At 44.8% G+C, this 25563-nt stretch carries 36 protein-coding genes and 2 pseudogenes; 17 read left to right on the top strand and 21 right to left on the bottom strand.

Annotated features, from left to right (window positions below; genetic code table 11):
• The first annotated feature begins 409 nt into the window (after nucleotides 1–409).
• Together MLD66_RS14000 and MLD66_RS13995 are read left to right on the top strand one after the other, a co-directional pair.
• A complete protein-coding gene (locus tag MLD66_RS14000) occupies nucleotides 410–628 on the top strand; it encodes a DUF433 domain-containing protein (protein ID WP_247219276.1) in 219 nt (72 codons plus the stop codon).
• Nucleotides 625–984, top strand: a complete 360-nt coding sequence (locus MLD66_RS13995; RefSeq protein WP_247219274.1) for a DUF5615 family PIN-like protein — start codon at nucleotides 625–627, stop codon at nucleotides 982–984. The genes MLD66_RS14000 and MLD66_RS13995 overlap by 4 nt, the downstream gene beginning before the upstream one ends.
• Before the next feature lie 49 nt (nucleotides 985–1033).
• On the opposite strand, the gene MLD66_RS13990 is transcribed toward MLD66_RS13995, so the two are convergent.
• From MLD66_RS13990 to MLD66_RS13970, 5 genes are all read right to left on the bottom strand, one after another.
• Nucleotides 1034–1285, bottom strand: coding sequence for a hypothetical protein (locus MLD66_RS13990; protein WP_247219273.1), 252 nt, complete (start codon nucleotides 1283–1285; stop codon nucleotides 1034–1036).
• Nucleotides 1286–1574: 289 nt separating this feature from the next.
• Complete coding sequence (locus tag MLD66_RS13985; protein WP_247219271.1) at nucleotides 1575–2174, bottom strand: ParA family protein; 600 nt, start codon at nucleotides 2172–2174, stop codon at nucleotides 1575–1577.
• Between the two features lie 215 nt (nucleotides 2175–2389).
• Nucleotides 2390–2887 carry a DUF3368 domain-containing protein gene (locus MLD66_RS13980; protein ID WP_247219269.1) on the bottom strand — a complete coding sequence of 166 codons (498 nt, stop codon included), beginning with the start codon at nucleotides 2885–2887 and terminating at the stop codon, nucleotides 2390–2392.
• Entirely contained in the window at nucleotides 2884–3129 is a 246-nt protein-coding gene (locus MLD66_RS13975) for a UPF0175 family protein (RefSeq protein WP_247219267.1), read from the bottom strand. The genes MLD66_RS13980 and MLD66_RS13975 overlap by 4 nt, the downstream gene beginning before the upstream one ends.
• 83 nt (nucleotides 3130–3212) lie before the next feature.
• Entirely contained in the window at nucleotides 3213–4370 is a 1158-nt protein-coding gene (locus MLD66_RS13970) for a transposase (RefSeq protein ID WP_247219265.1), read from the bottom strand.
• A gap of 35 nt (nucleotides 4371–4405) precedes the next feature.
• Here MLD66_RS13970 and tnpA point away from each other — a divergent pair.
• Nucleotides 4406–4804: pseudogene (gene tnpA, locus MLD66_RS13965) on the top strand (IS200/IS605 family transposase).
• 32 nt (nucleotides 4805–4836) lie between these two features.
• Here the strand turns inward: tnpA and MLD66_RS13960 are convergent.
• Nucleotides 4837–5292, bottom strand: a complete 456-nt coding sequence (locus tag MLD66_RS13960) for a DUF3368 domain-containing protein (RefSeq protein ID WP_247219262.1) — start codon at nucleotides 5290–5292, stop codon at nucleotides 4837–4839.
• Nucleotides 5282–5539, bottom strand: a complete 258-nt coding sequence (locus MLD66_RS13955; protein WP_247219260.1) for a UPF0175 family protein — start codon at nucleotides 5537–5539, stop codon at nucleotides 5282–5284. The genes MLD66_RS13960 and MLD66_RS13955 overlap by 11 nt, the downstream gene beginning before the upstream one ends.
• 196 nt (nucleotides 5540–5735) lie before the next feature.
• On the opposite strand from MLD66_RS13955, the gene MLD66_RS13950 reads away from it, so the two are divergent.
• Nucleotides 5736–6020 carry a DUF4351 domain-containing protein gene (locus MLD66_RS13950; RefSeq protein WP_247219259.1) on the top strand — a complete coding sequence of 95 codons (285 nt, stop codon included), beginning with the start codon at nucleotides 5736–5738 and terminating at the stop codon, nucleotides 6018–6020.
• Nucleotides 6021–6110: 90 nt separating this feature from the next.
• Entirely contained in the window at nucleotides 6111–6272 is a 162-nt protein-coding gene (locus tag MLD66_RS13945; protein WP_247219257.1) for an Rpn family recombination-promoting nuclease/putative transposase, read from the top strand.
• Nucleotides 6273–6802: 530 nt separating this feature from the next.
• Here MLD66_RS13945 and MLD66_RS13940 read toward each other — a convergent pair.
• The 5 genes from MLD66_RS13940 to MLD66_RS13920 all read right to left on the bottom strand — a co-directional run bounded on the left by MLD66_RS13940 (nucleotide 6803) and on the right by MLD66_RS13920 (nucleotide 8909).
• The gene (locus tag MLD66_RS13940) at nucleotides 6803–7030 is read right to left on the bottom strand and encodes a hypothetical protein (RefSeq protein WP_247219255.1); all 228 of its coding nucleotides are present in this window, start codon (nucleotides 7028–7030) and stop codon (nucleotides 6803–6805) included.
• Between the two features lie 599 nt (nucleotides 7031–7629).
• Complete coding sequence (locus MLD66_RS13935) at nucleotides 7630–8055, bottom strand: restriction endonuclease subunit S (RefSeq protein ID WP_247219253.1); 426 nt, start codon at nucleotides 8053–8055, stop codon at nucleotides 7630–7632.
• Between the two features lie 157 nt (nucleotides 8056–8212).
• On the bottom strand, nucleotides 8213–8476 hold the full coding sequence (locus MLD66_RS13930) for a hypothetical protein (protein WP_247219251.1): 264 nt from the start codon (nucleotides 8474–8476) through the stop codon (nucleotides 8213–8215).
• A gap of 54 nt (nucleotides 8477–8530) precedes the next feature.
• A complete protein-coding gene (locus MLD66_RS13925; RefSeq protein WP_247219249.1) occupies nucleotides 8531–8728 on the bottom strand; it encodes a DUF2283 domain-containing protein in 198 nt (65 codons plus the stop codon).
• On the bottom strand, nucleotides 8709–8909 hold the full coding sequence (locus MLD66_RS13920) for a PIN domain-containing protein (RefSeq protein WP_247219247.1): 201 nt from the start codon (nucleotides 8907–8909) through the stop codon (nucleotides 8709–8711). Before MLD66_RS13920 ends, MLD66_RS13925 begins: the two co-directional genes overlap by 20 nt.
• Before the next feature lie 873 nt (nucleotides 8910–9782).
• On the opposite strand from MLD66_RS13920, the gene MLD66_RS13915 reads away from it, so the two are divergent.
• On the top strand, nucleotides 9783–10145 hold the full coding sequence (locus tag MLD66_RS13915; protein ID WP_247219245.1) for a hypothetical protein: 363 nt from the start codon (nucleotides 9783–9785) through the stop codon (nucleotides 10143–10145).
• Between the two features lie 95 nt (nucleotides 10146–10240).
• Here the strand turns inward: MLD66_RS13915 and MLD66_RS13910 are convergent.
• The 5 genes and pseudogenes from MLD66_RS13910 to MLD66_RS13890 form a co-directional block, all read right to left on the bottom strand.
• Nucleotides 10241–10447: pseudogene (locus tag MLD66_RS13910) on the bottom strand (transposase); the annotation flags it as partial.
• A 243-nt stretch (nucleotides 10448–10690) separates the two neighbouring features.
• Nucleotides 10691–10888 (bottom strand): hypothetical protein, encoded by a 198-nt coding sequence (locus tag MLD66_RS13905; RefSeq protein WP_247219241.1) that lies wholly within the window; start codon nucleotides 10886–10888, stop codon nucleotides 10691–10693.
• Nucleotides 10885–11256, bottom strand: a complete 372-nt coding sequence (locus MLD66_RS13900; protein WP_247219239.1) for a PIN domain-containing protein — start codon at nucleotides 11254–11256, stop codon at nucleotides 10885–10887. Before MLD66_RS13900 ends, MLD66_RS13905 begins: the two co-directional genes overlap by 4 nt.
• A 402-nt stretch (nucleotides 11257–11658) precedes the next feature.
• On the bottom strand, nucleotides 11659–11949 hold the full coding sequence (locus MLD66_RS13895) for a type II toxin-antitoxin system RelE/ParE family toxin (protein ID WP_247219237.1): 291 nt from the start codon (nucleotides 11947–11949) through the stop codon (nucleotides 11659–11661).
• Nucleotides 11946–12176 carry an addiction module protein gene (locus MLD66_RS13890; RefSeq protein WP_247219228.1) on the bottom strand — a complete coding sequence of 77 codons (231 nt, stop codon included), beginning with the start codon at nucleotides 12174–12176 and terminating at the stop codon, nucleotides 11946–11948. Before MLD66_RS13890 ends, MLD66_RS13895 begins: the two co-directional genes overlap by 4 nt.
• 671 nt (nucleotides 12177–12847) lie before the next feature.
• Between MLD66_RS13890 and MLD66_RS13885 the strand changes: the two genes are divergently transcribed.
• The 3 genes from MLD66_RS13885 (at nucleotide 12848) to MLD66_RS13875 (ending at nucleotide 17084) form a co-directional block, all read left to right on the top strand.
• The gene (locus MLD66_RS13885; RefSeq protein ID WP_281438645.1) at nucleotides 12848–13471 is read left to right on the top strand and encodes a transposase; all 624 of its coding nucleotides are present in this window, start codon (nucleotides 12848–12850) and stop codon (nucleotides 13469–13471) included.
• Between the two features lie 1482 nt (nucleotides 13472–14953).
• A complete protein-coding gene (locus tag MLD66_RS13880) occupies nucleotides 14954–15946 on the top strand; it encodes a transposase (protein ID WP_247219226.1) in 993 nt (330 codons plus the stop codon).
• Nucleotides 15947–16214: 268 nt separating this feature from the next.
• Nucleotides 16215–17084: a hypothetical protein gene (locus tag MLD66_RS13875; RefSeq protein WP_247219219.1), complete on the top strand. Its 870-nt coding sequence runs from the start codon at nucleotides 16215–16217 to the stop codon at nucleotides 17082–17084.
• Nucleotides 17085–17142: 58 nt separating this feature from the next.
• Here the strand turns inward: MLD66_RS13875 and MLD66_RS13870 are convergent, their stop codons facing one another.
• From MLD66_RS13870 to MLD66_RS13860, 3 genes are all read right to left on the bottom strand, one after another.
• Nucleotides 17143–18354 carry an endonuclease domain-containing protein gene (locus MLD66_RS13870; protein WP_247219218.1) on the bottom strand — a complete coding sequence of 404 codons (1212 nt, stop codon included), beginning with the start codon at nucleotides 18352–18354 and terminating at the stop codon, nucleotides 17143–17145.
• A 123-nt stretch (nucleotides 18355–18477) separates the two neighbouring features.
• Nucleotides 18478–18912: a hypothetical protein gene (locus MLD66_RS13865; RefSeq protein ID WP_247219217.1), complete on the bottom strand. Its 435-nt coding sequence runs from the start codon at nucleotides 18910–18912 to the stop codon at nucleotides 18478–18480.
• Nucleotides 18913–18928: 16 nt separating this feature from the next.
• Entirely contained in the window at nucleotides 18929–19585 is a 657-nt protein-coding gene (locus MLD66_RS13860; protein ID WP_247219216.1) for a DUF433 domain-containing protein, read from the bottom strand.
• Between the two features lie 419 nt (nucleotides 19586–20004).
• On the opposite strand from MLD66_RS13860, the gene MLD66_RS13855 reads away from it, so the two are divergent.
• Both MLD66_RS13855 and MLD66_RS13850 read left to right on the top strand, forming a co-directional pair.
• Nucleotides 20005–20877, top strand: coding sequence for a tetratricopeptide repeat protein (locus tag MLD66_RS13855; protein ID WP_339397077.1), 873 nt, complete (start codon nucleotides 20005–20007; stop codon nucleotides 20875–20877).
• A gap of 9 nt (nucleotides 20878–20886) precedes the next feature.
• Nucleotides 20887–21750 (top strand): CHAT domain-containing protein, encoded by an 864-nt coding sequence (locus MLD66_RS13850; protein ID WP_247219214.1) that lies wholly within the window; start codon nucleotides 20887–20889, stop codon nucleotides 21748–21750.
• Between the two features lie 177 nt (nucleotides 21751–21927).
• On the opposite strand, the gene MLD66_RS13845 is transcribed toward MLD66_RS13850, so the two are convergent.
• Nucleotides 21928–22086, bottom strand: coding sequence for a hypothetical protein (locus tag MLD66_RS13845; RefSeq protein WP_247219213.1), 159 nt, complete (start codon nucleotides 22084–22086; stop codon nucleotides 21928–21930).
• A 60-nt stretch (nucleotides 22087–22146) separates the two neighbouring features.
• Here MLD66_RS13845 and MLD66_RS13840 point away from each other — a divergent pair, with 60 nt between their 5' ends.
• From MLD66_RS13840 to MLD66_RS13815, 6 genes are all read left to right on the top strand, one after another.
• A complete protein-coding gene (locus MLD66_RS13840; RefSeq protein ID WP_247219212.1) occupies nucleotides 22147–22359 on the top strand; it encodes a DUF2281 domain-containing protein in 213 nt (70 codons plus the stop codon).
• Between the two features lie 170 nt (nucleotides 22360–22529).
• Nucleotides 22530–22817 carry a hypothetical protein gene (locus MLD66_RS13835; RefSeq protein WP_247219211.1) on the top strand — a complete coding sequence of 96 codons (288 nt, stop codon included), beginning with the start codon at nucleotides 22530–22532 and terminating at the stop codon, nucleotides 22815–22817.
• 1117 nt (nucleotides 22818–23934) lie between these two features.
• Complete coding sequence (locus MLD66_RS13830) at nucleotides 23935–24555, top strand: hypothetical protein (protein WP_247219210.1); 621 nt, start codon at nucleotides 23935–23937, stop codon at nucleotides 24553–24555.
• Between the two features lies 1 nt (nucleotide 24556).
• A complete protein-coding gene (locus MLD66_RS13825; protein ID WP_247219209.1) occupies nucleotides 24557–24709 on the top strand; it encodes a hypothetical protein in 153 nt (50 codons plus the stop codon).
• A 36-nt stretch (nucleotides 24710–24745) separates the two neighbouring features.
• Entirely contained in the window at nucleotides 24746–24961 is a 216-nt protein-coding gene (locus MLD66_RS13820; RefSeq protein ID WP_247219208.1) for a hypothetical protein, read from the top strand.
• A 75-nt stretch (nucleotides 24962–25036) separates the two neighbouring features.
• Nucleotides 25037–25563: DEAD/DEAH box helicase (locus MLD66_RS13815; protein WP_247219207.1), on the top strand; the 527-nt coding region annotated here is incomplete at its 3' end.

Raw genomic sequence — 25563 nt, 5'->3', positions numbered from 1 at the left:
AATCCAAGGGGTTCCGCACCGCAAAAAGTCGGTGAAATATAGTCGTTTCACAAGAAAATGCAACACTTTGAGGCACTGGTAATCACTGTATCCCCTTCTAGGACAAGGTTTGCAGGTAAAGGCGAATGTCGCAAATTTGTTTGAAATTACCATACACATGGAATTACGGTTAAACACCCCGACACCCATCGCTCTACCCAGATTAGCTCCCGACCAAACATCCCCAAAAACCAACCTACTTCCCCCAAGTGCAGTACCCAATCTCCAGCTTTGTAGCATTTCCCCTTAGGTGCATCGCTCACTAGTCTGCCCATTCCTAGACAGTTAACGAGTACGCAAAAGTGCAAATATTCATCATGCCGAGTGAAGGAATACAATGAGGTTATCGTGGCACCAAATAAGCAATGCTATGGATGGTAAAACAAACCAGATTGTTGTGGATAGTCACATCCAACATGGTCAAGCGGTCATCAAAGGTACTCGTCTGTCTGTCGCTGTCGTCATTGGCTCGCTCGCCGGTGGCATGACCTATGAAGAAGTTATGCACGAATACGGCATCACCCATCAACAAATTCTGGATGCACTGGCTTATTGTGGTGAACTCCTGAGGATGGAGCAAGCTAGTTGAAATTTCTAGTCGATGAAGATTGTCCCCTCAGTTTAGCAAGGTTACTTATCGATAAAGGCCATTCAGCAATTTATGTTAAAATATCAGGATTAAGTGGTCTAAAAGATAGGGATTTATTCATATCTGCCCAAAAAGAACAGTGCATTATTATTAGTCGTGACCTTGGTTGGGCGAATATATTGACCTATCCGCCAAACACCCATTGCGGACTGGTGATACTGAGAATGCCGTTTAGAGCAGTTGCCACTGAAATTTACCTAGCCCTGGAACAGTTTCTTGACCAGGTTGATGTATCGGAAATCCTTGGCGCAATCGTCATCATCGAACCCAATAAATTCAGGATTAGAAGCAACTGACCCTGACACCAAAACAGATTTCACTGAATGAAACAACCATAAAACCTAACTACTGGTCAAGTTTTCTCTGAGAATTGTCCAAAGCCTTGCGCTTTCCCTCCAACAACCGGGAGTGGCGGATTTTGCGAGCTTCCTCCACCTGGGCTGGGGTGGGGGTATCCTGCCCCCGGATGAGCACATCCACCAGAATTTCGTAGGGCAACCCCGTCTGTAACCGCCACCGCTTCAACCTTTGCACCGCTTCCGCACTCAAGCGCATCGCCACCTTGGCATAAGCATCTTGTTTACCAGAATCTATCATACTGGCATCCTGTTTTATAGAATCTACTTTAGATGAGTCTAGTTTACTTGAATCTGTGATACTTGCTTCTTGTTTTACAGAATCTAGCATCAAAGAATCTTGTTTACTAGAATCTATTATAAATGAATCTGTTTTGCTTGAATCTAAGATGCTTGTTTGATGTTTATTAGAATCTGTTATTGAAGAATCTTGATTACTGACATCTTCTAAACTAGATTCCATTTTTCTAGTTTCTATCTCCTCCGTCCCGCCCGTGCTTGCCCTCGCCTTGCGGATTAAGTCCCCATACTTAGCCATCTGCCAGTACCTCCAGAATTTCTTTACCTAACGCTTGATAGTCTTGCCAGGGGAGCCGGTCACGCCCGGTCATCTCTCGGATGGAAACCCCAGCGAGAGCCGCCTTGCCAAACCCCGCCGCCCGACGAATCATGGTCTGGAATACGGGAATGCCGGATGCCTGCAAGTCGGTCTGCATCTGTTGACCCTCTCGACTGGGGGGCGGGGGCACAATGGTGAGCAAAACTCGGTAGGTAGCTTCCCCCAACGCCTGGGCGGTCGCCAGCATCGGTTCCAGGGAAACCACATCGGGCAGGGTGGGTAAAATCAGCAGGTCACAGCCCTTGGCAAGTTCCTGTAGGTCGCTGGAGTCCGGGCGTGCCGGGGTATCAATCACCAAAAAGTCATTGCCTGCCACCCACTTGAAGCTCTGCCGCTCATCCGCCACCCGATAGGGCAAGGCTCCCCGTTGGCTCCAACTGAGGGCGGTACGGTTGGGGTCCCCATCCACCAGCAGGACTTTGCCCCGCTCGCTCAAGAACGTCGCCAGGTTGATGGCGGTGGTGGATTTGCCACAGCCCCCTTTGAAGCCTGTGACGGTGATGACTTTCATGGGGTTATCCTAGCCTACTGTCAGATTATAGTAAACCATCCTATGGATTACAAGAATCAAGATAGATGGAAAAATAGAAACTAGATTTCTAGTAAAAATGCTGGTTGGGAACCTTAGCAGAATCAGTAGGAAACCTTTGTTTATTGATTTTTGTACTTACATAGTAGGTCTAGACATGAATTAATGGAGGTGACCTAAAGATAGCAATGCCGCAATCAGACTGAGTCAATTTCATGAACAAGCTGTAAAACCCTGTTGTATAAAGGTTCTGCAACCCAAAATCCTGCCTCGTTGACTAGAGCATCCAATAAAGGCTTTACCTTGGCAACCAAACCTCGATTCTTCGCTTCGACCAAGATTCCTAAAATGCCCGTGGGTCGCAGGTTTAGTCTTGTTGCCACTAGCCGCCCCCGACGTTCATCCATCAAAATCTGCTCAGCTTGAACCTCGACTGCCAGAGCAATGGCTTCTGCTTCTCCAATATCCAGTTCGTTGCTCAGGGCTTCAACCAGTGTGCGGTTACTCACAGCACGAGTTTGAATCCAGACCAAGGTTCGTACTTCAGCCGCACCAGCGACGGGAAAACTTGGGTCCGTTAGCTCTCGATAAACAGCTTCAGGAATCAGAACCGTTCCGTAGAGTTGATGGAGAAGATGCAGATGACCAATCGCACTAAGATTATTGATAGGCGATGTGTCACTGACAATAATCACAGTCTGCCCATCTGCCTGAGGGTTTGAATGTCCTGTTCAAAATCTTCTATCCCATAGTGCATTGGGATACGGCGACTGGCAAGGAGGTGCTGAAAGGCAACGGGATGCATCCTCGCAAATCGGCTCGCTTGTGCAAGGGTAAGTTTTTCTCGCTCGAAGAGCATGACAGCAATTTCTTGCCGCATTTCAGCCTCAGTCATGCGAGTTGTCGTTAAAATTTCATCAGGAATAGTAACACTCATAGCTAAAGCCCTTACTACCTTCACTATTTTACGCCGATGAACCCTATAGCAATCCTAAAGGACTACTTGACATACCCCCCTGCCTAAAGACAGGGGATTCTTGACGCTTCACAGACCGACGCCACCGAACCTTTCGGCTCAGTGGTCTTACTCAATCTCCACGTCCGTTTTTGAGTCGGGCGATGCCCCATCCCGACTTGTTCTATATATTTCGCTGAATTTTCGTCCCGACAATGTACTGCACCACATCCATCGCATACCACTATGCGGGTGGAAAGGTCTAGTTTTCCCCAGTGCCAGTTGCACTTAGAACAATGTTGGCTCGTTGCCTCCCATCGGTCGAGAATGCGAAGTTCCCGCTGGAACTTTTCACTTTTTGCCTTGCACAACTCACGAAACCTACGCCATCCCTGTCTGCTGATTGCTTTAGACAACTTGCGGTTCTTCATCATTCCCCGCACATTCAAGTCTTCCAAACAAATAACTTGGTTTTCGCTCGTGAGTTTGGTTGACAATTTGTGCAAGAAATCCGTCCGCATATCGTCAATACGACAATGCAGTTTAGCAATTCGCAACCTGGTACGCTCCCACCGATTTGACCCTTTGACCCGGCGGGCTAACTGCTTTTGCAGTTGAGCAATCCGGTCGTACAAAGGAGCATAGTCTGGGCTGTGGTACTTAGTCCCGTCGCTACAAGCAGCAAAGGTTTTGATGCCTAAATCTACTCCAATGCTAACAGATTTAGCCTCAATTTTCTCCGGTTCTACCTCCACGACAAAACTCAGAAAATACCGCTCCGCACTGTCTTTGATGACCGTAACAGAGCTTGGTTTGCTGGGTAATGGTCGACTCCAGATAGGCTTAACGACCCCTATCTTGGCAAGGTACACGCCTTCCCCCTGCAGGGAAAACGCATTACTCATTAAGGTTGCGGATTGGTTAGTCTTTCTCTTCTTGTATCGTGGTGCCCCTCCTTCCTTGTTGAAAAACTTTTGGTACGCTTCCTCTAAATGCCTCAATGATTGTTGAAGTGCCACACTCGACACCTCTTTCAACCACTGCACCGACTCTTTTAGCTTAGTTAGCCGACTCGATAGCTGGTTGTACCCTAAATACTTTCCAACAGCCTGGCAATGAGCTAAAGCCTCATTCCAAACATACCGAGCACAACCAAATAGTTTAGCTAGGCTGTTTTTCTGTTGGTCTGTAGGATAGAACCGGTATTTATATCGGGCTACCATACGCTAAAATTGAGTCGGTATGTCTATTGTAGCACATGGAATTTAGAAGAAACCGCAACAGCATATCTAGCCTGCAAGCTCACCTGGTATTCGTCACCAAGTACAGAAGGAAAGTACTTACTTAAGAAAGTTTGAGACTGATAGAGGAATCCTTCCAAGGTGTGGCAAAAAAGATGGATTTTGCGGTATTGGAGTGCAACGGGGAAACAGACCATATCCACCTTCTGATTGCCTACCCACCTAAGTGGTCTATTTCCCAAATAGTGAATGCCTTGAAAGGAGTTTCTAGTAGGAAATACGGACAGGCTAAGTTACCAAAACCCTATGGCAAAACAGCTCTGTGGAGTCCTAGCTATTTCGCTTCTAGTGTTGGTGGCGCTCCTCTCCATGTTCTGATTGCTTACATCCAAAATCAAGAAAAGCCGTCCTGCTAGGCGTAGCCGTGCCGGAGGCATTGGACGGGGTTTTAGACCCAATTCTTTGATAACCATAGTCCTGCATTCTGCAAGCGCCGTAGCCCCTCGGTTACAGATGGGATCAAGCCACGCCGTTTTGCCAACACAATCGCACCACCAGTCCCCAAAGTTGCAATGCCTAAGGCACGAGTACAGCGTCTGGCAGCGGCATCATCTATCATGGCACGATAGCCGGGATTCACCAAGGCAAAGCTGAGTACGGCAGACTCCCCGTTACCCAAGTCCCAGGGGAGGATTGCCGGGTTAATCGGGACAGCGGTGCAGTGAGACCAGGGTACGGCTGGGAGTTGGGTGGCGGCGGCATCGGTCTTGACAGCGGTGATTTCGTCATAGACGGCTTGGGGAACGATGATTTGCTCAAAAAGTTGGGGGAGTAAATCGGCTTGACCGCTCTTGAACAGGACAATCAAGGGGGAAGCGTTGATGACGACGTGACTAATCGGCATCAGCGAGTTCTTCAGCCAGTTCGGCGGGGGTGTACTGGAGTACCGAGACCCGATAGCGGGGAAGGGTGTTGATGAAGTCGGCTCGGTGCAGTCCGGCGATTTCGGCGGCTTTTTCCTGAGAGATTTCCCCCAGTTCGTACCATTTAACGGCAGCGGCAATCCGCATTTCCTGGACAAATTCGTTAGGGGATTTACGCAGGGCTGAAAATATCGTGTCTGGTAGCTCGATGTGAATGGTTTGCATCATGGTTTTTGGGTGGAGTGGGTTTTAGCTCTCATTCTATGTGATAAAGGCTTATGACTACACCACATTTTACTAGCGAAGAACTGCATTGTTTGACCATTTGGAAACCGTTCCCCTTATGCCCCTTATGAAGTAGGAATAGAGCGAATTTTGAGAAGTTCCAATTCCTTTGATGCCGTAAGGCGTTGAGCACTTTACCTTGGGAGATTTACGGCAGACGCGGGTGTATCAGGAAGCCAAGCAAGAAGGACACCAAGAAGGCTGGAAAGAAGGGTGGAAGGAAGGGTGGCAGGCAGGGGAGCAGAGGGGTAGAACCATAGCATTACGGGAAACCCTTTACCGCCAAATCGCCCGCAAGTTCGGCGGTGTGCCAGATAGCATCAGCACAAAACTGGAACAGTTATCCTTAGAGCAACTGGGGGTAGTTGCGGAAGCCATCATTGACGTTTCTTCCCTGGAGGAGTTGGAAAATTTGCTGACCTAATTAAACAAAGCCGTTGCGTACCGACACAATTTTCTATCAACTGTTTCAGACCTTTCCTACCCTATTGATAGCGGAGCGTGGCGTTAGCCATTGGAGCTGTTGGGGGAAGACCCTACTAGCATCGCCAGTTATCAATTCACCTCGGTAGAAGTGAAGGAAAAAGCCTTTCGCTTCGATGGTGTATTCCTGCCCCAAAGTGAGGATAAAACTATTTTGATCGGTATGAATCAGCAAGACATCCTCTCTGGTTAAAAATTTAGGACTCAGCAAGGCGATGATAAACCTCCCCTCGTTCCTGCTTGGATTCTTGGTAGGCTCGCCACACTGGGCTATCCATCTCCTCCTCCAGCAAAGTTACGATCGCCCTAGTCGCAACCTTAACTTGCAAAGGCTCTAATGGGCGAATAGTACCGTCTGGTTCAACGATCGCTTCCACAGCTCTTAACATCATGATTTAATCCTCCTTCAAAGAAACCCAACAGCTAGATAAAATTCAGCTAATCCGATCATAGTCACATTAGAACTTGAAACTCAAACGCCAGAGAGTTTCAAGTAAATAATGATGTCGTATGGTGATCAACGCCCAAAATCCTTTCAGGGAGAGAGGTTTGCTAAGATTATGTCCCATGCCAACATTAGTAAAATGAAACTCCCCTACTTAAATTCTAAACTCGGATGATATGGGTTGTCCTTCCATAGTCTGTAATTCTTTCTTGCTGTTCTTTTAACTCTTTCTGGAAGATATTGAAATAGCTCTATAAAATCTGGATTTATCTCCGACTTCATAGATCATCAAATCCCATTTCTTTGGTCTGTCCTTTTTCTGAGTCTGAAATGGCTTTATCAGCAAGCTTTTTGATAATTAAACTATTCTGCGGCTTAGATAATGTTTCTTGCCATTTAATCTCATTCTCTATGTCTTCAATAAATTGCTCTGCTAGTTCATCTTGAACTGCTCTTGGAAGAGTCTGTGCTTTTTGCAATGCGCTAGTTAGAAGTGGGGACATCATATCTTTCTACCTCTCCTCAAAACATAACGGCTGAACTCACCCGCCGTCAATAACTTTGGATGATAAAAACAGTCTAGCATACGGTCGGGTGCAGTGATTTGTTATACCTCATTCACTGCTGTATGCGAATAATAAAGTCGTATACTCAGAAAGCTGGAAATGCCGATTCTGTCGTCCAATTTTCCGTGACTTGCAAAAATAAAGTCGGATACTGGAAGCACCTCTATCCTCTTGAACAAATTAGTTCTAGGAAAATAAAGTCTTATACTGACAGGAATAGTCCACCTAACCAAGCTATCGGTTCTCAGTTTCTGAGAGTTTCAAGTAAATAATGATGTCGTATGGTGATCAACGCCCAAAATCCTTTCAGGGAGAGAGGTTTGCTAAAATTATGCATTCTGATTCTGCCAGAGCAGGGGCAACAGTATCTTCTAAAATCTCTCCAGTTCCTTCCATAGGGGGCACGCTTTTGGGAATTGGTAAGCGATTGAGACAATGCGTTAATTAACTGGCGACGCTCCGCTTCGGTTAAGGTTAGGGCTTGTTTTTGCAGTTCGTCTAGGGTCATGGTATTTTTCTCCGTAAGTGATTGTAGTTTCTTAGTGTAGTCTAATCCGCCCCGTAAGAAGTGCTTGCATCATGCCCTGCTTGAGTGCCTTTGTCTTGTCTCGCCGTTGCTCTAAGGCAGTAATCTCGCTATCCATATCTGAAAGAACTTGAGCGATCGCTTGTTGTTCTTGTGAATCTGGAATTGCAATCTCAAGATTTTGATATTCACTAATCCAATGTCGTTTGTGATCTGCAACTGTGAAATCAATCAATTGCATTAGTTCATAAACTAACCTAAGATTTACTTCCTTACTTTTTGCTTTTAACATCTTCATCGCAGATGATTTTACTTTGAATGGAAAATCTATGAATCTACTAGCTGTCGTAAAATCGTCAAATATAATCACAGGTAAATCTTGAAATACTCCAAAATTCTCATCTGTATAACCAAGAATAAATGTTTTACCAGCAGTCAATACATAGAGCATTCCTCTAAAAAGGATTAACGATTTGAACTCGTTTATCTTGATAAACAATAACTTGCTGGTCTTGTAAATCTTCAGTAATTACCCTATAGCAATCAGCACTCAGGGCAGTAGAAATAATTAAAGAATCTTAGTATCAACAAAAGATTTACCTTGCATTTCGTTCTTCTCTACTTGGCAGATTAAGGTCATCTACTAACACTTTGTGACGATCGCACCAATCTAATAGCTTCTTTATACCTTCATTATTCTTTGGCTCTGACTGATGGTTGGGTCTGCCTGCTATTTCAATAGAGTGAGCCACTGCCTCCAGTTGGTTCTTAATCTTGGCAATGATGCTATCCAACTCTTCAGGGGAGAGGGGATCAGTTATGTCAATCAATATCTGCATAGAGCTAATCCAGATCATCAAAGAGAGTTGATTAGATTATATCAAACTTCAACCCTGACCTAGTTGAGCCATCTATTAAACAGCCTCCAACATGATTTTTTTCAAGGTATCAGGGCTTCGCTGACTCAAAAAAAGTATTTCAATCCCAATAACTTTCCCATCACTGTTAAAGTCTAAGATGATACCTTCACTCACCTCTTCAGACTCGACAATTTCGCCATCATCAAGACGAATATAAAGAGCATCATCTTCCTTATGAACCACGATTTTCATTAGACAGTAACACCGCATCATAGAGTAATGCTGAAGCCGCAACGATCGCATCAGGAAGTCTTAATTTATGACTGCGCCTTAACTCTATAGCTAATTCTTTTACTTCCTTGGTCAAACCAATAAACCTATGTAGCCAGTTTATATCCTCATCGCTCAACATTGGATAAGACAGTAGTTCCATCTCCGTAATTATAGAAATACTATAGAATGCTGGTGGTAGAGATTCGTTCAGAACGCCTTTTTGTAAGTAAATTACAACATTTGTGTCTAGCAAAAATCTCATCGACACGATAGCCTTATATACCCCAGCTTCCTGCTCCTAGATATAAATAAAGAGGGTGATTGCCTAGAGTGATTATCCATTAGTCGCCCCTGTCTAGGAAACGCTAATAAGATGGTTATGTGTTCTTGCTCCTTTCCTAGACACGATAACCTTATATACCCCAGGTTCCTGCTCCTAGATGTACGCAGAAAATTAATTAAAATATTTTGACCACCTGACGAAAGCTGAATCGCCTGACCATCGGGCAAGGTTATAGGAATCATGGACAAATTTTGATTTCTGGCTAGCAACAATTAGTAACTGAAACCGCGTAATTTCTGCGAGCTTCTTCCCACTGCTCAGAGCCATAAACTTGAAGTAGTGATAATGCTTGCTGATGACGAACCCCCAAAAGAAAGGTTTTTACGGCGTTGCTGAACAGAGGTGTCAGTTTTGGAAATTAATGCGACAGGTTGCCCCATCCGGCTTCGATTTCAGTAGGTATCTTCTGAAATACATGCGACAAAATTACTACAAATAGATGCGACATCTCATTCATCTACCATAAATAAATGCGACAAAACTCAAACTGGATGCCCTTCATACCAACCTATCCTTCACCTCTGTCGCTTTTATTTCTGCAATGTCGCTTCTATTTCTGGAAATGACATTAAGCTCACCAATGTACCCTTAGAGCTTTATGATCATCTTTTGACTCATGTCCAAAAAGACAATAGTGATGGCTTGATTTATGTTTGACTTGGTAAACTTCGCAGGGAACTTAATAGCCTTTTGATTTTAATTAATCTTTCCCCCGCCGATTATCACCAACTGGGTCGTTTTCTTACCCAAAAAACTGACTTACACTCGTTTATGATGGCGCATGGGAGGGATTTGCACCTGGATCAGCGGATTTTAGATTTTTTTGAACAAATCCGAGAGCGTGATACTCAAAAAGGATCGCATATTGAGCCACCCATTCTCTATGAACCCTACATCCGCATACTCCCGGAGAAACTACCACGGATTTTTGGCTGTCCGGTTTTCTGCCTTGGTGATAGCGTGTTCAATGGACATCCCAAGGTAGGGAATGGTTTGGGATCGCATTTGAATATCGTTGGTAAATTTCATGACGCTATCCTGGCATTAAGTTAATTAAATTGAACTGCTTTGAAAGGCGCTAAAGATGCACTTAAATTTGGATAAAGGGCATCTCTAAAAATATAGTCATTTCGGTTTAGAATGCGACACTAACTTGTGCAATAATTATGGATGACTTCATCAATGGTGGTGTCAGGGGGAGCGTACATCCTCAATTTTTTTAATGCGCTGAAGTCATGCTCAATATCATTGAGGTCTGGGGAATAAGTTGGCAAAAATAATACGATATGCCCCGCCGCTGTCACTAATTCTCGAATGCGTTTCTTACGATGAATCGGTGCATTGTCCAAAATTATAGGCATTTTGATTTAGAATGCGACATTTTTATATATTTGCAATCGTTCTATCCCCTCCTAAGACAAGGTTTGCGGGTAAAGGCGAATGTCGCAAGCTTGTTTGAAATTAATATGAAGCTACTGAAGCCTTGCTTTGCTTTGAGGGAATTTGAGTACCCTAGCAGTACAGCGGTTGAACTCACCCGCTGTCAGTAACTTTGGATAATGTGGAAAGTCTAGCATACGAGCAGGTGCAGTGATTTGTTATGTGTTCCTTATTTGGGAAATTATCTCATCTAATGAAATATCTCTAAATAACTCTTCTCTTTCTTCTGTATAGTTGCCGTAACCTGTAGAAAACTGACTAATAAACCTTAGGGTATCAGCGACTCCAACTTCTTTGACAAGAATATGGATTGCTTGTTGGGTTAATTGATACAAGGAAGTTGTCTGAATTGTCATAGATTTAACTCCAAAGCAAGCTCTAAGGGACTAAATACTTTGGTTGGTTCTGTGTCAAGAAGTTTTGCCCTTTTTAGAAACCTATCATCACAGGTACAAAAATAGTCTGCTTTTGCTTCTATTGCAGATGCTAAATGTAGCGAATCCATCGGCTTGACTCCCATATCAACAAATTTCCTTGAGCGATTTTCTATTTGATCACTCAAGTCAATAAATTGATCTACCTTTTGCAGTATTTCTAGGGTGTAAGATTTTCTCACGGGATTTGTATTTTGGTTTGCTTCAAATAACAGAGACTGAGAGGCAACAAGCTCTAGTTGTCTTAGTTCCCATAATTTTATTATACCCAAAACTGCTTCTGCTTCCATAGCTATCCTGATCTGGGTCCTAGTATTAAGTGGTCTTTGAAGACTACAGAGGTCTAAATAAACTTTCTGCACAACTTTATATATGTACTTATGTTGAACTACTTAAATTTATTCTGACACATAACGGTTGAACTCACGCGCCACCAGTAGTTTTGGGTAATGACTAAAGTGTAGCGTAGCTCCAAGTCGGGTGCAGTGATTTGTTATGTTGTGTAAATTTTTCACTGATCGCCTGCACTACCCACCAACCCCAGCGCCCCTTCACCAATAACCCTGACTAAGCACAACTCTGGCTCTGGCAACATAACGGTGAAGCTCAACGGCGGCAAATTACCCTTGGGACTCAACCGGGATTTCTGTTCCGTCCGTTGCAGCGCAGTGTTAGGCGGCTGGCAGCTTCAATTACTTGCGACTTTTCCAGTACCCAGGCTTACGGCTGCAATGCATGATCGCCAGAATCAGAATGTAATCTTGCTCAATTGTGTAGAGAACACCATAAGGAAACTTGCGCGCCATACATCGTCGAACATCTTCATCAATTGCCGCATAACGGGTTGGAGACTCCCTGATCCGATAAACTGCATTCTCAATTGCGTTTATGAACGCTTGAGCAACCTCAACTCTCTGCTCTGTGTAGTACTGAACTGCTTCGGCATATTCATTCAACGCTTCAGGATGAAATACATACCTCATCGCTCAATCAGCCGTCTGACTTGCGCTAAAGCATCTTCGCCTGAAATTGGTTGAACAGAACCATTTCGCACCTCATCTCTCCGACGCTTGGCTTCAGTTACCCAAACTGCCTGAATCGTTGGGTCGGTATCGAACTCCAAGCTTTCCACTAACTTGTCAGCCAAGAGCGCTCTTAACTCGCTAGGCAGGGACAGTATTTCTTCAGTTAGTTGCTCGATTGAACGCATAGTCCCTCGCAGAAAACAAAACTCTTTCCACAATTTTAGCAAAATCAGGAGGAGTAGATAAAGCATGAACCTGTTTCAAAGGTTGCGCCAGAAAAGGCAACTACAAAACTTCTGAACAAAAAGTTTGAAGTGATACTCTAAAGATTTGTAAGAAGTTGGCTAAATTTTCAATAGTAAATCCAACATCAAATGATTAATCAGCCTCAAGAACAATAGATCAATCCGATTCAACATAGCATCGAGTGAAACGCTTTGTCTCGTTCCACTCATTAGCTTTACTAAGTTAATGATTGCCATTAAAAGCGGCTCTCAATTGTAAGGACGAGCCATTATTTACTAGCAATACTTTCACATCATCAATAACAAAGATATAGGTGCGGTTCCCAATCTCCTTATAGAACCCATTTGACATCTTATAGAATATAGAGAAATTGCATGGACTTAGTGGAGATAGTTATGGCGTATTCCAGCGACCTTAGTGATGCAGAATGGGAGATTGTTGAACCGCTGTTATTGGAATTGCTACCTAACAAGAAAAAAACTCGTCCCCCAAAATGGACAAATAGACAAATCATTAATGGCATCTTGTATCAACTCAAAAATGGTTGTAATTGGTGCGACTTACCTAGAGACTTACCCCCTTATTCAACTGTTTACTGGCACTATAAACAATGGCGAGCCGCTGGAGTATTGACCGAGTTGATACACCGATTACACCAACAAGTACGAGAACAGGTAAAAAAAAATCCCAATGGACAACCCTAATCATCATTGACTCCCAAGCGGTAAAAAATACTTGTAATGCGAGTATTGATTCTAAAGGATATTGTTTCTACAAAGCCACTAATGGTATCAAGCGACATCTAGCTGTAGATACCCTTGGGTTTCCTTTTTTCACTCATTGTACGCCTGCCCATGTATCGGATGATGTGGGATTAGTGGAAATGCTGACCCTAAATATGGATTATTTTAGAGCCAAGCCGGTGACGATTCCCAAAATTACGATTTTGTTAGACCGGGGGTATCATATTAACTTTTTAATCAAAGAATTGGAGCAGATTTATCCAGAAATTATGACTAAAATCCGCTTTGAATTGTCAACGAAGCCGTCAAAACAAAAGAAATCAGGCTTTGTGCCTGTGACAGCCAGGTGGGTAATTGAGCGGTCGAATGCTTGGATGGAGCGGTGCAAGAGTCTGGTCAAGAACTTTGAACGAACTCTGACCCATGCCGTCACCAAAATAAACCTATGTTTTATTCGCCTTATGGTGAAGCGTCTCGCATCTCCTCCTTGAAATCTCAAATGGGTTCTATATACCCCAGGTTCCTGCTCCTATAGCTAAGCAGGCAAAGGTTGGCATGATATGGGTCGCTGGGCGTAGCCCCACATTGGTTTCCCAGAATCTTAAGGCGACAACCTTAACCTACCTGGCTATAGATATAAATAAAGAGGGTGATTGCCTAGAGTGATTATCCATTAGTCGCCCCTGTCTAGGAAACGCTAATAAGATGGTTATGTGTTCTTGCTCCTTTCCTAGACACGATAACCTTATATACCCCAGGTTCCTGCTCCTAGATATAAATAAAGAGGGTGATTGCCTAAAGTGATTATCCATTAGTCGCCCCTGTCTAGGAAACGCTAATAAGATGGTTATGTGTTCTTGCTCCTTTCCTAGACACGATAGCCTTATATACCCCAGGTTCCTGCTCCTAGATATAAATAAAGAGGGTGATTGCCTAGAGTGATTATCCATTAGTCGCCCCTGTCTAGGAAACGCTAATAAGATGGTTATGTGTTCTTGCTCCTTTCCTAGACACGATAACCTTATATACCCCAGGTTCCTGCTCCTAGATATAAATAAAGAGGGTGATTGCCTAGAGTGATTATCCATTAGTCGCCCCTGTCTAGGAAACGCTAATAAGATGGTTATGTGTTCTTGCTCCTTTCCTAGACACGATAACCTTATATACCCCAGGTTCCTGCTCCTAGATGTACGCAGAAAATTAATTAAAATATTTTGACCACCTGACGAAAGCTGAATCGCCTGACCATCGGGCAAGGTTATAGGAATCATGGACAAATTTTGATTTCTGGCTAGCAACAATTAGTAACTGAAACCGCGTAATTTCTGCGAGCTTCTTCCCACTGCTCAGAGCCATAAACTTGAAGTAGTGATAATGCTTGCTGATGACGAACCCCCAAAAGAAAGGTTTTTACGGCGTTGCTGAACAGAGGTGTCAGTTTTGGAAATTAATGCGACAGGTTGCCCCATCCGGCTTCGATTTCAGTAGGTATCTTCTGAAATACATGCGACAAAATTACTACAAATAGATGCGACATCTCATTCATCTACCATAAATAAATGCGACAAAACTCAAACTGGATGCCCTTCATACCAACCTATCCTTCACCTCTGTCGCTTTTATTTCTGCAATGTCGCTTCTATTTCTGGAAATGACAAGAGGTATGAATTTTACATTTGCCCTTACTCTAACCCTTTTCTAAGGGGCGAGGGAACTAGATTCTGGCTGCTTTCTCTTTAGAGAAAAAGATGGGGATAAGGGAAATCATATATGCCCATCAGCTTACTCTTGGGGATTGTAGAGAACATTTGCCTCTACTGGCAGACAATAGTATAGATTTATTTTTATCAGATATACCTTACGGAATTAATCTAAATAATTGGGATCAGAAGTGTTGAACGATAGGTAAAGAGAGAAAAAATGGGGTCAGAATATGGTATCCTTACCCCTGTAAATTTAAAAATCAATTAACTATGAAATTAAACTCTTTTCCGGGGATTGTCAACTTTTTACTCAAAGACTTGCCGACTAATGATTATCCAGTTCTAAATTCTCGTTTATTTTGTTCAATCTGGTTTACTGGTATTTTAGACAAAGGAATCAACAGTTTAAGGGACTTATTTTACCAATTGAATCATACAGGCACTCAGGTTGACTTATCTACATTTTCTAAGGCCAACAAGACAAGAGACCCACAAATTATTCTTGGTCTTTACCATAAATTATTACATTACATTGAGAAGGCTCACCCTGAGAAGAAACTAGTTTTATGTCCTTTTGATGCTACCGTAATACCACTGATGAGCAAGTTATTTTGGCTCCAAGGCCATCGTCAAGTAAAGCTAATAACTACTTTGAATCAAGACACGAAATCCACTGGTCATTTAATCATTAGTCCTGGGCAGAAACATGAGATTAACTTTGGTGAAGAGATTATGAGAATGTTGCCGGAAAATGGAGTTGCAGTCGGGGATAGAGGGTTTTGCAGTCGCAAATTATTTGATAAATTTATCGAAAATAATACTCTTTTCATTATCCGTATTAAATCTAATTGGAAATGGGATGAAAACTATCATATCGCTACAGGAAAAGACAAGGTAAGAGTGATTTGTTTTGGGAATGTTCAACAGAAGATAGAATATTATTTAGCTACCAATGTTCCCGAGGAAATAATGAGTAATGAAGAGATAGGAGAAGCCTACAAACAACGCTGGGCAATAGAAGTATTATGGAAGTTTCTTAAGATGCACTTGAAGTTAGATAAAATGATGAGTAAAAATTTGAATGGGATTACCATTCAAATTTATGTAATTTTAATAGTCTATTTGATATTGCAACTGTTAAAAGTTCCACAGATGTACGGGAGTAAATTAGTAGGCAAGTTGAGATATATACAAATTGTAATACGGCAGGAGTTGAATTTTGTCAATTGGCTAAATCGGGTCATTCCCCGTCTTAATATGTAAAGTTTTGTTGCAGGATTCAACACTTGTGATACTTGACATCTGTTCTACTCATGGCTAAAGTACAATTTTTAATTAATATCACTCCTTTTGGACTTTGATAAAATAGCTCTCCTAAATTTGTAATTCATATTGTATATGAAAATACATTTTTTGCTTCTAGGGAAGCTGAAACCCTTACCGGGCTTAAATATAAACTCTGCTTACCACCAAATACTCAGGAGGATTGATAGAATTTACTTTAGAAAATGTAATTACAAGGAGCAACTTAATGTTTATCAAAGTTGGTAGCAAATTTATTAACCTTAGTGAAATCTTATTCTTTGAACAAATTGATAATAAGGAACAGGGTTCTTTTACAATAAAGTTATTTTTTTCTGATTCATTAGAAAATTGTGTTTTGCTTGAATCACAGGAAGCGCAAAACTTTCTTAATTATTTAAATGAGCTTGGTGATATTTATCCAACTGAATCTAGTCGCCAAGTAGAGTACTATAGTAATCATAATTCCACTAATCATAGTAAAGAGTTAAGTACAATTGAAGAATCAAGTGATGTTCCACCTCCACCTATTTTAGAAACATTGAAAAAACAAATTCAATCTATAAAAATGCGAATGGAACAAAATTTAGAAATCAAGCCTTGGGATGTAACAAGATTACGAGAATCTGCAGAAAACATTCACGGTAGACATTTCGGTTTCTTTCGAAAGGGACTAGAGAAATACTCGGAAGAGATTAACGAGGTGCAGTCCCAGGCTTTTCTTCTTGCCGACGAAGCTGAAGTTTATATCCATTGCTATAAAATTGATCAATTACTCATGCAAACGGCTATTAACGTACGAGCCAGTGAACAGCGTAAGAAAATTTTAATCCAAGCCCATAGTGAGTTAGAAAAGCGTGGTAAACTAACTGAAGAGTACAAACAAAAAATAAAGCGTATCAAAGAACAAGATGCTTGGTTTAGAGCTAAAAAGAAAATAAGTGAAGCTGAAGTGATGATTAGTGTGGGTAATACTAAGAAGGCACAAAATCTTTATAAAGAAGCTAACGCAGTCCTCAAGCAAGATTGGTCTGTATTCTTCCCCGGTGAGGAACCACCGATTATAGATCAACCTTTTTCAAAGCAACTGGAGTTCTAGTTAGTCGATGGTAAGGAATTACAACACTGCCTATCTGACGTGAGAGCTATAAATACTTTTACATAATAATGTGTGATCCCTGAGAATCGTCGGGTTCTAGTCCTGCGGATGGGTGTGATGTCGTGATGAGGTTCACCCATGCGTTATCCTTTGCAAAAAGAAAGAATTGCCCACCTAAACGACCAGCATAGACAGTATATTCCCATAACAGAAACGGTGTTGACCCAGACCGTATCAAAATTGAAAGTAGAGCATGGGAGGGCTGGAACTCTTTTTTGGGTTTGACTGGCTCCTGTGGTTTGGGCTTGCGTTTCTCCGGTTGGGGCAGAAGGTGCTGGTAAGTGTCCCGGTACTTGGCAATGGCTTTGGCGTTGGCTTGCCCCTCTGTCCACTGGGGTTCTGGCAGGAGGTCGGGCACCCCTGCAAAAGGTTCGAGGGGCGTGGAAGCCAGAGTGATTTCCGCCAGCACCCCGGCGATGACCTTACAACAGCTTTCCGGTTGGCGAATGACCTGCTCCTCGGTGAAGCGGATGACCACCCACCCATATCGCTCGGAAATATGCCGGTTGCGCTCATCGTCACTGCCGATGAAATGGGTGGGCTTGCCCCGCTTGTATTCGTAGGGTTCGTCAATCTCGATGTCCATGAACAGGCGGTACTCCGGCTCAATGAAGGTGAAATCCGGGGTGTAGTAGCGGTCAGAGGGCGGTGGCGAGTTGATGTACCTGCGGGTGAACACCTTACCGGGGAAGTACCGCTCCAGCACAGTCAGGAAGAACCGCTCCGCATTGCCGAGGGGTGCATCGCTGTTATCCCCATCGGGCAGACGGGTGTTGCCGAGAGCCTTCTTGACCTGCTCACGGCGGTATTCAAGAATCCCTTCGGGGGTTTTGAGCCGAGCCATGCGCTCCGCATGGGCTTTCTTCTTCTGTTCCGCCACCCGCATCTCATATTCGTAGCCCCGCACCTTCTCCTCCCAAATCCTGAGCTTGCGGGGGTATTCGACCCGCTGGTTGTTGACCTGTGCCAGGATGACCCCGACCGTCGCCGCCAACAGCACCGCCGCCAGGATGAACTCCCCGAAAAACGCTGGCACCAGGGCGATGACCGTGAAAACCACCCCCTGCGCCACCAGCAAACCTGTCTTGAACCGTTTGGGTTTGGCACCGGGGGAGGGTATCACCGGCGGCTGGTACGGCTCCGACTTGGGCGTAGCCGTAAGTGCCTGCTCCAGCAGGGAAGGCTTGATGATAATAGGGAATTGGGACATGGTGAAACCCGAAGCGTTTGCATCCAGTATGGATTTAGTTGGTTAATAGTAGGTTAAGTGCTTTTTTCTATCAAAACCCTTGAGCATTGGAGAGGCAGTTCATTTAGTGAGTACTTCTGGTATTTAGGTATTCGGAAATTGTTTCATAATTTCTACACAGTCTTTCCACATTTGAATTTTGCCACTAGAATAAATCTTGGCAATAAAAGGGGGCTTATTACCTATACAAAAGTTATTCATCTTAGGAAAGTCTTTAACAAAAGTGTCTGCCATCTGCTGACGTGTTAAATTTCCTGAAACCAAAACAAACATCCTAATTTTGAATTGAGCTACGGCTCTAAGCTCCAGATAGTTTCTGCCAATATTTTTATCCTTGGTAAGAACAACCCAACCGCTTTCAGCAACTTTAGATAACCATTCTATATCAGGAGCATCTGGGGCAAAGTGATCCATGTGTATTTCGACGTTCGCACCTGTCAACTTGAGGGCACTAGGAACGGCACTTCGCCCTAATGCTCTATCAACAAATAGTACAAAACTAAACTTAGATGATCCCATCTAAAAATAAAGTTTTTCAGGCTACTAATAATTCAGCTTCATAATGAATAGCCGCTTTTACTTGCTCTATGCCACAGCTAAATTCATCGGCAATATCTTCAATTTCATCACCAGCATTATAAAGGCTGACAATGGAACTTGTAGGTACACCTGTTCCCACTACAACCGGTTTGCCAAAAGATATAGTAGGGTCTATGACAATAGATTTAATTACAGGATAAAACCTAATCGCCTCTTGAGCGTTATATTCCACCTGGGTTAGTAAGCCTTCCAAGGCAGAACGCATTGCCAATTGACCGGAGCGGGATACATTCAACAACTGATTTAGTGACTCAACAAATAAATCTACCCCGTCGGTCCTAAACTTAACAGTAGCTAAGGGATGAGAAACTCCAAACTCCTGCTCCAAATAATCCAGGGCAGTACGCACTTTGTCTAACCTCACCCCATGTACCTTACGAATAACCCTCAATACATGAACCTCTATCAAATTGGTAAAGGATAGCAATGAACTACCTGCCCCCAAAATCAGCGGTTTGGAAAAATACTCTCCTGCCATGCTGGAATATTTTCTGCCCTTAACCCATGTCCTCACTGTGGCTGGTGGGATGCCTAAAAACTTGGCGACTTCGGTAATAGTATAGGCCGGGAAATAGTTGAGGGAATCATTCATTGGGGCAGTGAAAGGATTCGAGCCTCAAAATTAGGGAAGGATAACCGCCACGGCATTTAACTTCGCCATGGTGGACAGAGATATGATACGTGATGGCAATACTAAAAATCTACCTGTAATTTGAACTCAGGTTTGATTAATCCGAGGTTAAGCCCCTCAGCTTTATTTACCCGGTAAATAGAGGGGTTGCGCTAGGCGGGTGAACTGAGGTAATGCCGCTCACTTTGGGTCTCGGAACTGCGGGTTTAGAATAGGGGCAAGTCAGCAAGGAACAGCGAACGATGAATAGTAGGCATCTTGCGGGATGGGCGTTGGCGGCGAGTGTAATAGTCGGAGTGTCGGTAGGTGTATATCCGTCCCTGCCGGTACTAGCTCAGTCTGGAGTGCTGCAAGAAGCCGACCGGCTGAATCAATTGTGAATTGAGCAATCCCAAAAAGCTCAATATGCTCAAGCTCTGGAGTCATTTCAGCGCAGTTTGGCGATTTGGGAACAAGCCCTGGGTGCCAACCACCCGGATGTGGCTACATCCCTCAACAACTTGGCGGGGTTGTATTGGAGCCAAAATCAAACGGAACCAGCCTTAACCCGTTTGGTGCGGACGTTAGACATCGGAGACATTAACCTAGCACAGAATCTGGTCATTGGCTCGGAAGCGGACAAACGTGCTTACCTCAAGACTTTTGCCAGCTCAACTGATACAGCCATCTCCTTTCACCTGCAATTTGCTCCGACCAACCTCCAATCGGCTCGTCTGGCACTGACCACGATTCTACGACGCAAAGGACGGGTACTCGACACCCTCAGCCAATCCCTCATCCGGCTACGGCAACAACTCAGCCCCGCCGACCAGCAACGTCAGCAATTGCAACTTTTGAACACCCAAGCGGAACAAATTGAAGCGGAACTCAACCGGAGCAGTAGCGCCTTTGCCCAAACCACCCCAAAAGTCACCCTGGAAGCCGTCCAAAAAGCTATTCCTGCCAACGCTGCTTTGGTCGAGTTTATCCAGTACGAACCCTTCAACCCCAAAGCCCCTCAGGGTCAAGGTTTTGGCGCACCTCGCTATGCGGTGTATGTCCTGACTTCCAGTGGGGAACCCCGGTTTGCGGATTTGGGCAGTGCCAGCGAGATAGATGCCTTGGTGGCTCAGTATCGCAGTGCCACCCTTGACCCCAGACGCCCTCTCAGCGAAGCCCAAGCCGCCGCCCGTACCCTCTCAGCCAAAATCATGGCACCGGTACGGCAATTCGTCAGCACTGCTAACCACCTACTCATCGCCCCTGACGGGTAACTCAACCTGGTGGCTTTTGCCGGTTTGGTGGATGAAAAAAACCAATATCTCATTGAAAACTATCTAATTACCTACCTGACTTCCGGGCGGGATTTACTGCGCTTGCAGACCACGCCCCCCAAAGCCAATCCCCCCTTAATTGTTGCCAACCCCACCTTTGACAAACCCGGCAGTAATCCCGTGCAAATTGCCAGTGCCGACCGGAGCAATCCCCGTTCGATAGATTTAGCCACCCTGAAATTTGGTTCCCTGCCCGCCACCGCCATCGAGGGGGAAACCATTGCCAAACTATTACCCAATAGTCGGTTATTCACCCAGACCCAGGCAACGGAAGCAGTGGTGAAAAGCAGTAACAACCCCCGCATCTTGCACCTAGCCACCCACGGCTTTTTCTTGCAATCTGCCCCCACCACCCAAGCCCAAGATGGCAGTCGCAACCTCCCCAGTGAGAACCCGTTGGTGCGCTCCGGGTTAGCCTTTTCCGGGTTCAACGTGCGGCAAGGGGGCGGAGACGACGGCGTATTGACCGCCTTGGAAATCACCGGGATGGACTTGCGGGGCACCCAGTTGGTGGTGCTGTCCGCCTGTGAGACGGGTTTAGGGGACGTGCAGAGCGGGGAAGGGGTGTATGGGTTACGGCGGGCATTTACCCTAGCCGGGGCGCAGTCCCAGGTGATGAGCCTGTGGCGGGTGGATGACAACGCCACCAAGGACTTGATGGTGAACTATTACCAGCGGCTGAGCAAAGGGGAAGGGCGAGGGGAAGCCCTGCGGCAAGCCCAATTGACCATGCTGAGAAGCCCGAATTATGCCCATCCCAAATACTGGTCAGGGATGATCCCCGCCGGGGATTGGCGGGGGATGAGTCCGTGATGAACTTTTGAGAATAAACCTTCTCGTTGAATGTTTTTGTACTGATAGTTAATCGTTATTTTATCCAATTTTAATAGTTGTTGTAGCAGTTTCAAGGATGTAGATTTTTACAAAGTTGATCTGAACCCAGTTGCGCAGGTGCTGACACCAGGCAGACCCCTCCCGGCAACTAAAAAGCTAACGCCAAACTGCTAAGATAATTCGATAAGCGGCTTTAAGGAGTGCGACTAGAACCTGCAAAACCCAGGTGATAATGAACTGTAACAAAAAGAAACTAATAAAAACGGTGCCGACGATCAAGACTCCAATCAACTCCCCGTAACCTTCGTAATTCATGGCAAACTCCCCAGGAAATACGATATTACTATAGTTACTAAACGAATAAGGAGAAAAGCGATGACTGCTAAAGAAAGACTAATCCAAGAGATCGAGCAAACCCCAGAGCCAATTATTCAAGAAGTGCTAGATTTTTTATATCACATCAGAGAAAAGTATAAAAGCAACAACATGGACACAGTGTTAGTCGAAGGCAAGTACCCCTTCCCCGTTTTTAGTCTAGAAATGGATGAACAGTATTTAAGCAGAGAAAATATGTATGAGCTTGATTAAAGTTTTATTTGATACTAATGTTCTAGCCTATGCTCACAATCAAGCCTCCAGTAATCATATTCCCTCATTAAGACTACTTGAAATGGTTTTCCAAAATAAAATTCATGGAATTATTGCTGAGCAAAATATAATTAATCGAACTTTATCGATTGCTTACAAATCAAGTAGTAATGAAAGGAAAAGCTTTAAGGCCTCAAGATGCACAAAAACTAATATTTGACACCTATCTCAATCATTATTTTGATCTACTATTTCCCGATCCGCAAAACTTAGAGCAAACTCTAGTATTAGCAGTTAGCAATAATGTATCTTCTGCAAGAATATTTGACATTCGATTAGCATCACTTGCCACCAGAGCCAAGGTTGATTATTTAGTGACCTATAATATCAAAGACTTTTTAGGCATTGCCAGCTTAAATTGTGCAGTTCCAGAGAAAATTTTAGAGATGTTAGCTTAAGCTATGGCTAAAAATCAGTAGTGCTATCTTTGTAATGCTTGAGAGAAAGTCTTACAGTCTTTTAAGTGCTTATGGGATACAGTTGAACCCCACTTGCCGTGAGTCAATTATTCTGAGCCTTGAGAATGATGGAGGCTTTTTGTATCCTTTAATTGATAAATAGACTGTACCTACATTTATCTTGTTTGTCCGCAGGCACCTAGCCAGTGGTCTAGTAGGTCAGTCCCCTTCTGTCTAGGAAAATACGTACCGACCCCGGAGCCTTCCTGGACAGAGGAACCCCGTGATCGAGAGCAGTTATCCAGGCCGGGCATAGGAAGATTTCCCTGCTGTCCCCCCCCCACTAGGGGCTACCCCCGGAACCCCGTGTTTTGCGAACCTGATGGAAAATCTGACTATTCCCCGTTCCACGCTCGTGGGGATGATGCTCTGCCATATTCAAGCAGGATGGTTATGTATCCCCCCGGTGTTAGGCAGAACAGGCACAACCAGCAGGGCACATTCCCTGGTTAGTCCTGCATACAGGTGGGGAGCTTGAGGATGTCGAATGAAATCACGCCACAACTCCTGGTCGCACTTGCATCCACGAATGTATCTGTGCTAGAAATGATATAGTTGCCCTTCTGCTGGTACTATAGCTAAGCAGGCAAAGGTTGGCATGATATGGGTCGCTGGGCGTAGCCCCACATTGGTTTCCCAGAATCTTAAGGCGACAACCTTAACCTACCTAGCTATAGATGCGTTGATGCCTTTCTGCGACCTGCATTTCTTTCGGCTGTGCGAGTGTAAGTGACATAGAGAGTTTGGAACGAAGGGCAGACTACAGAGATGTGAACCTACAACTTAGGTGATCCACAGAGGATTACCCCTAAATTAACAAGGAGGGTAAACCTAAATGAAATACAAACCCTGTACAGGGCGGGTAAGTCCCCTCACTCTGCGGGACATTGCCTTGGACTACGTCCTAGGAAAAAAGACAGAAGCAAACGAGCTGATGTGGCAATTCTACGGCTCACCAAGGTATCTGTTCATGCCATTGGATCACCCAAATCTGCTCACGCATGTCTATGCAGAGGGCGACCACGCCCAGGATTTCTTCTATCGGCTTCTGGTGGCAATGGAGACCTTGCGTGCCACCTTTGAGCACTTCTACCTAGAAGACGGGTGGAACCGATTTGTCAACCTACGCAAGGAGATTCTCAACGAAACCCGTTGTATGCTCTTTTTCAAGGTGATTGCCTGGCTGAGCATCAGCGACAGGGAGAAGGTAGAGGCGGCCATCCCACAGATGAAGGGGTTAGACCTGAGCTACGGATTGGTGACCCAGTACCCGGAGCCGATCCTACACATAGCATCCTGCTTCACCTGTTTCGAGCAGGAAATGTATGAACAGGCGCTGTCTGAGGAACAGCGACTGGAGTTCAGGAATCAGGCGGCGATTTTAGTCGAAGAGCATGGCATGAGTAGCAGGGAGTCCTGCCTCTATGAGGAAGACCCCTACGAGTACGAACCACCGGAAGAGCTGGAACCCGTCTGCAACCCAGTGATTACCAGGAGCATTGAGCTACCAATAGGGATCGATCAGGTGCTCCAACAGCAGGCTCAAACCCAACTCCTGGACTCTGCCAGACGGCTAGCCTTGTTATCCCTGCCCCGTCCCTTCCGTCAGAGTCTGGCGGAAGTCCTTAAATACCTGGAACAGATTATCAAGGACTGGAAGGCTCAGCTAACCAGTTAGGGTGCAACAGTGGGTGGTGGTGAGTTGGTTGCCCAGCCCCCCAAGGGGGGGGGCATTATTTCTGCTTCTTATGGGGAATGCCCGTTACGCCACCGCCCTCGGTCTCCCCTTAGAACGGGTTCGGTTTTCCGCCCAACCTAGAGTCGAGTTTTAAGTTAGTATGTATCTGAACATCTATTTAAGGTGAACTATGGTTACGCATTTTGAGATTTGGGAAGTGTTGGTGCGGAGATTTCGGGATCAGGTTCCGTTGTTGGTTGGGGTCGCCATTGCCTGTGCCTATGGCAACGGATCTGGCGATCTACTGATTCTGTCCAAGGAGGAGGATCTGCAACCCTACCGCAAGGAGTGGGATCATTGGTTAAACACCTTTTTTGAACTCGTTGGGTTGAATTCCGCCGCTTAAGGCTGTTTTCTAGGCGACTCCTGGGGGGGCTTTGTCCCCCCCAATCCCTCTCCACCAAACCAACCTGTACCCCGGATGACTATGTTTTACGCCGATTTTAGGAGCTTTTTTCAGACCGCCACGGGCCACGAGCCGTTTGCTCATCAAAAGCAGTTCGCTGAAATGCCTGCTCTGCCGATTCTTATCGCCGTCCTAACCGGTCTCGGGAAATTTGCCACCGTGGTGCTCGGCTGGCTCTGGCGGCGGTTCTATGCGTCCCCAGATATTCGCTGTAAAACTCCCCTGCGTTTGATCTACTGTTTGCCGACCCGCACGTTGGTTGAACAAGCGTATGAGGAAGCAAAGGTATGGCTGGAACGCCTCAACCTCGGCAACGAGGTCAATTTAGAGTTGCTGATGGGCGGCGCAGTCGCTAAAAACTGGGATTTGGAACCCGAGAAACCAGCCATTATTATTGGCACCCAAGACCAATTGGTGAGTCGGGCACTCAATCGGGGCTATGCCATGAGCCGCTATCGCTGGCCTATTCAATACGCCCAACTCAATAACGATGTCCTGTGGGTCATGGATGAAGTTCAACTGATGGGGATCGGCGCATCTAC

The organism is Synechococcus sp. C9, from assembly GCF_022984075.1.
GTDB lineage: Bacteria > Cyanobacteriota > Cyanobacteriia > Gloeomargaritales > Gloeomargaritaceae > Gloeomargarita.
The sequence above is the reverse complement of the archived record's forward strand: the minus strand, read 5'-3'. Positions and strand labels throughout refer to the sequence as shown.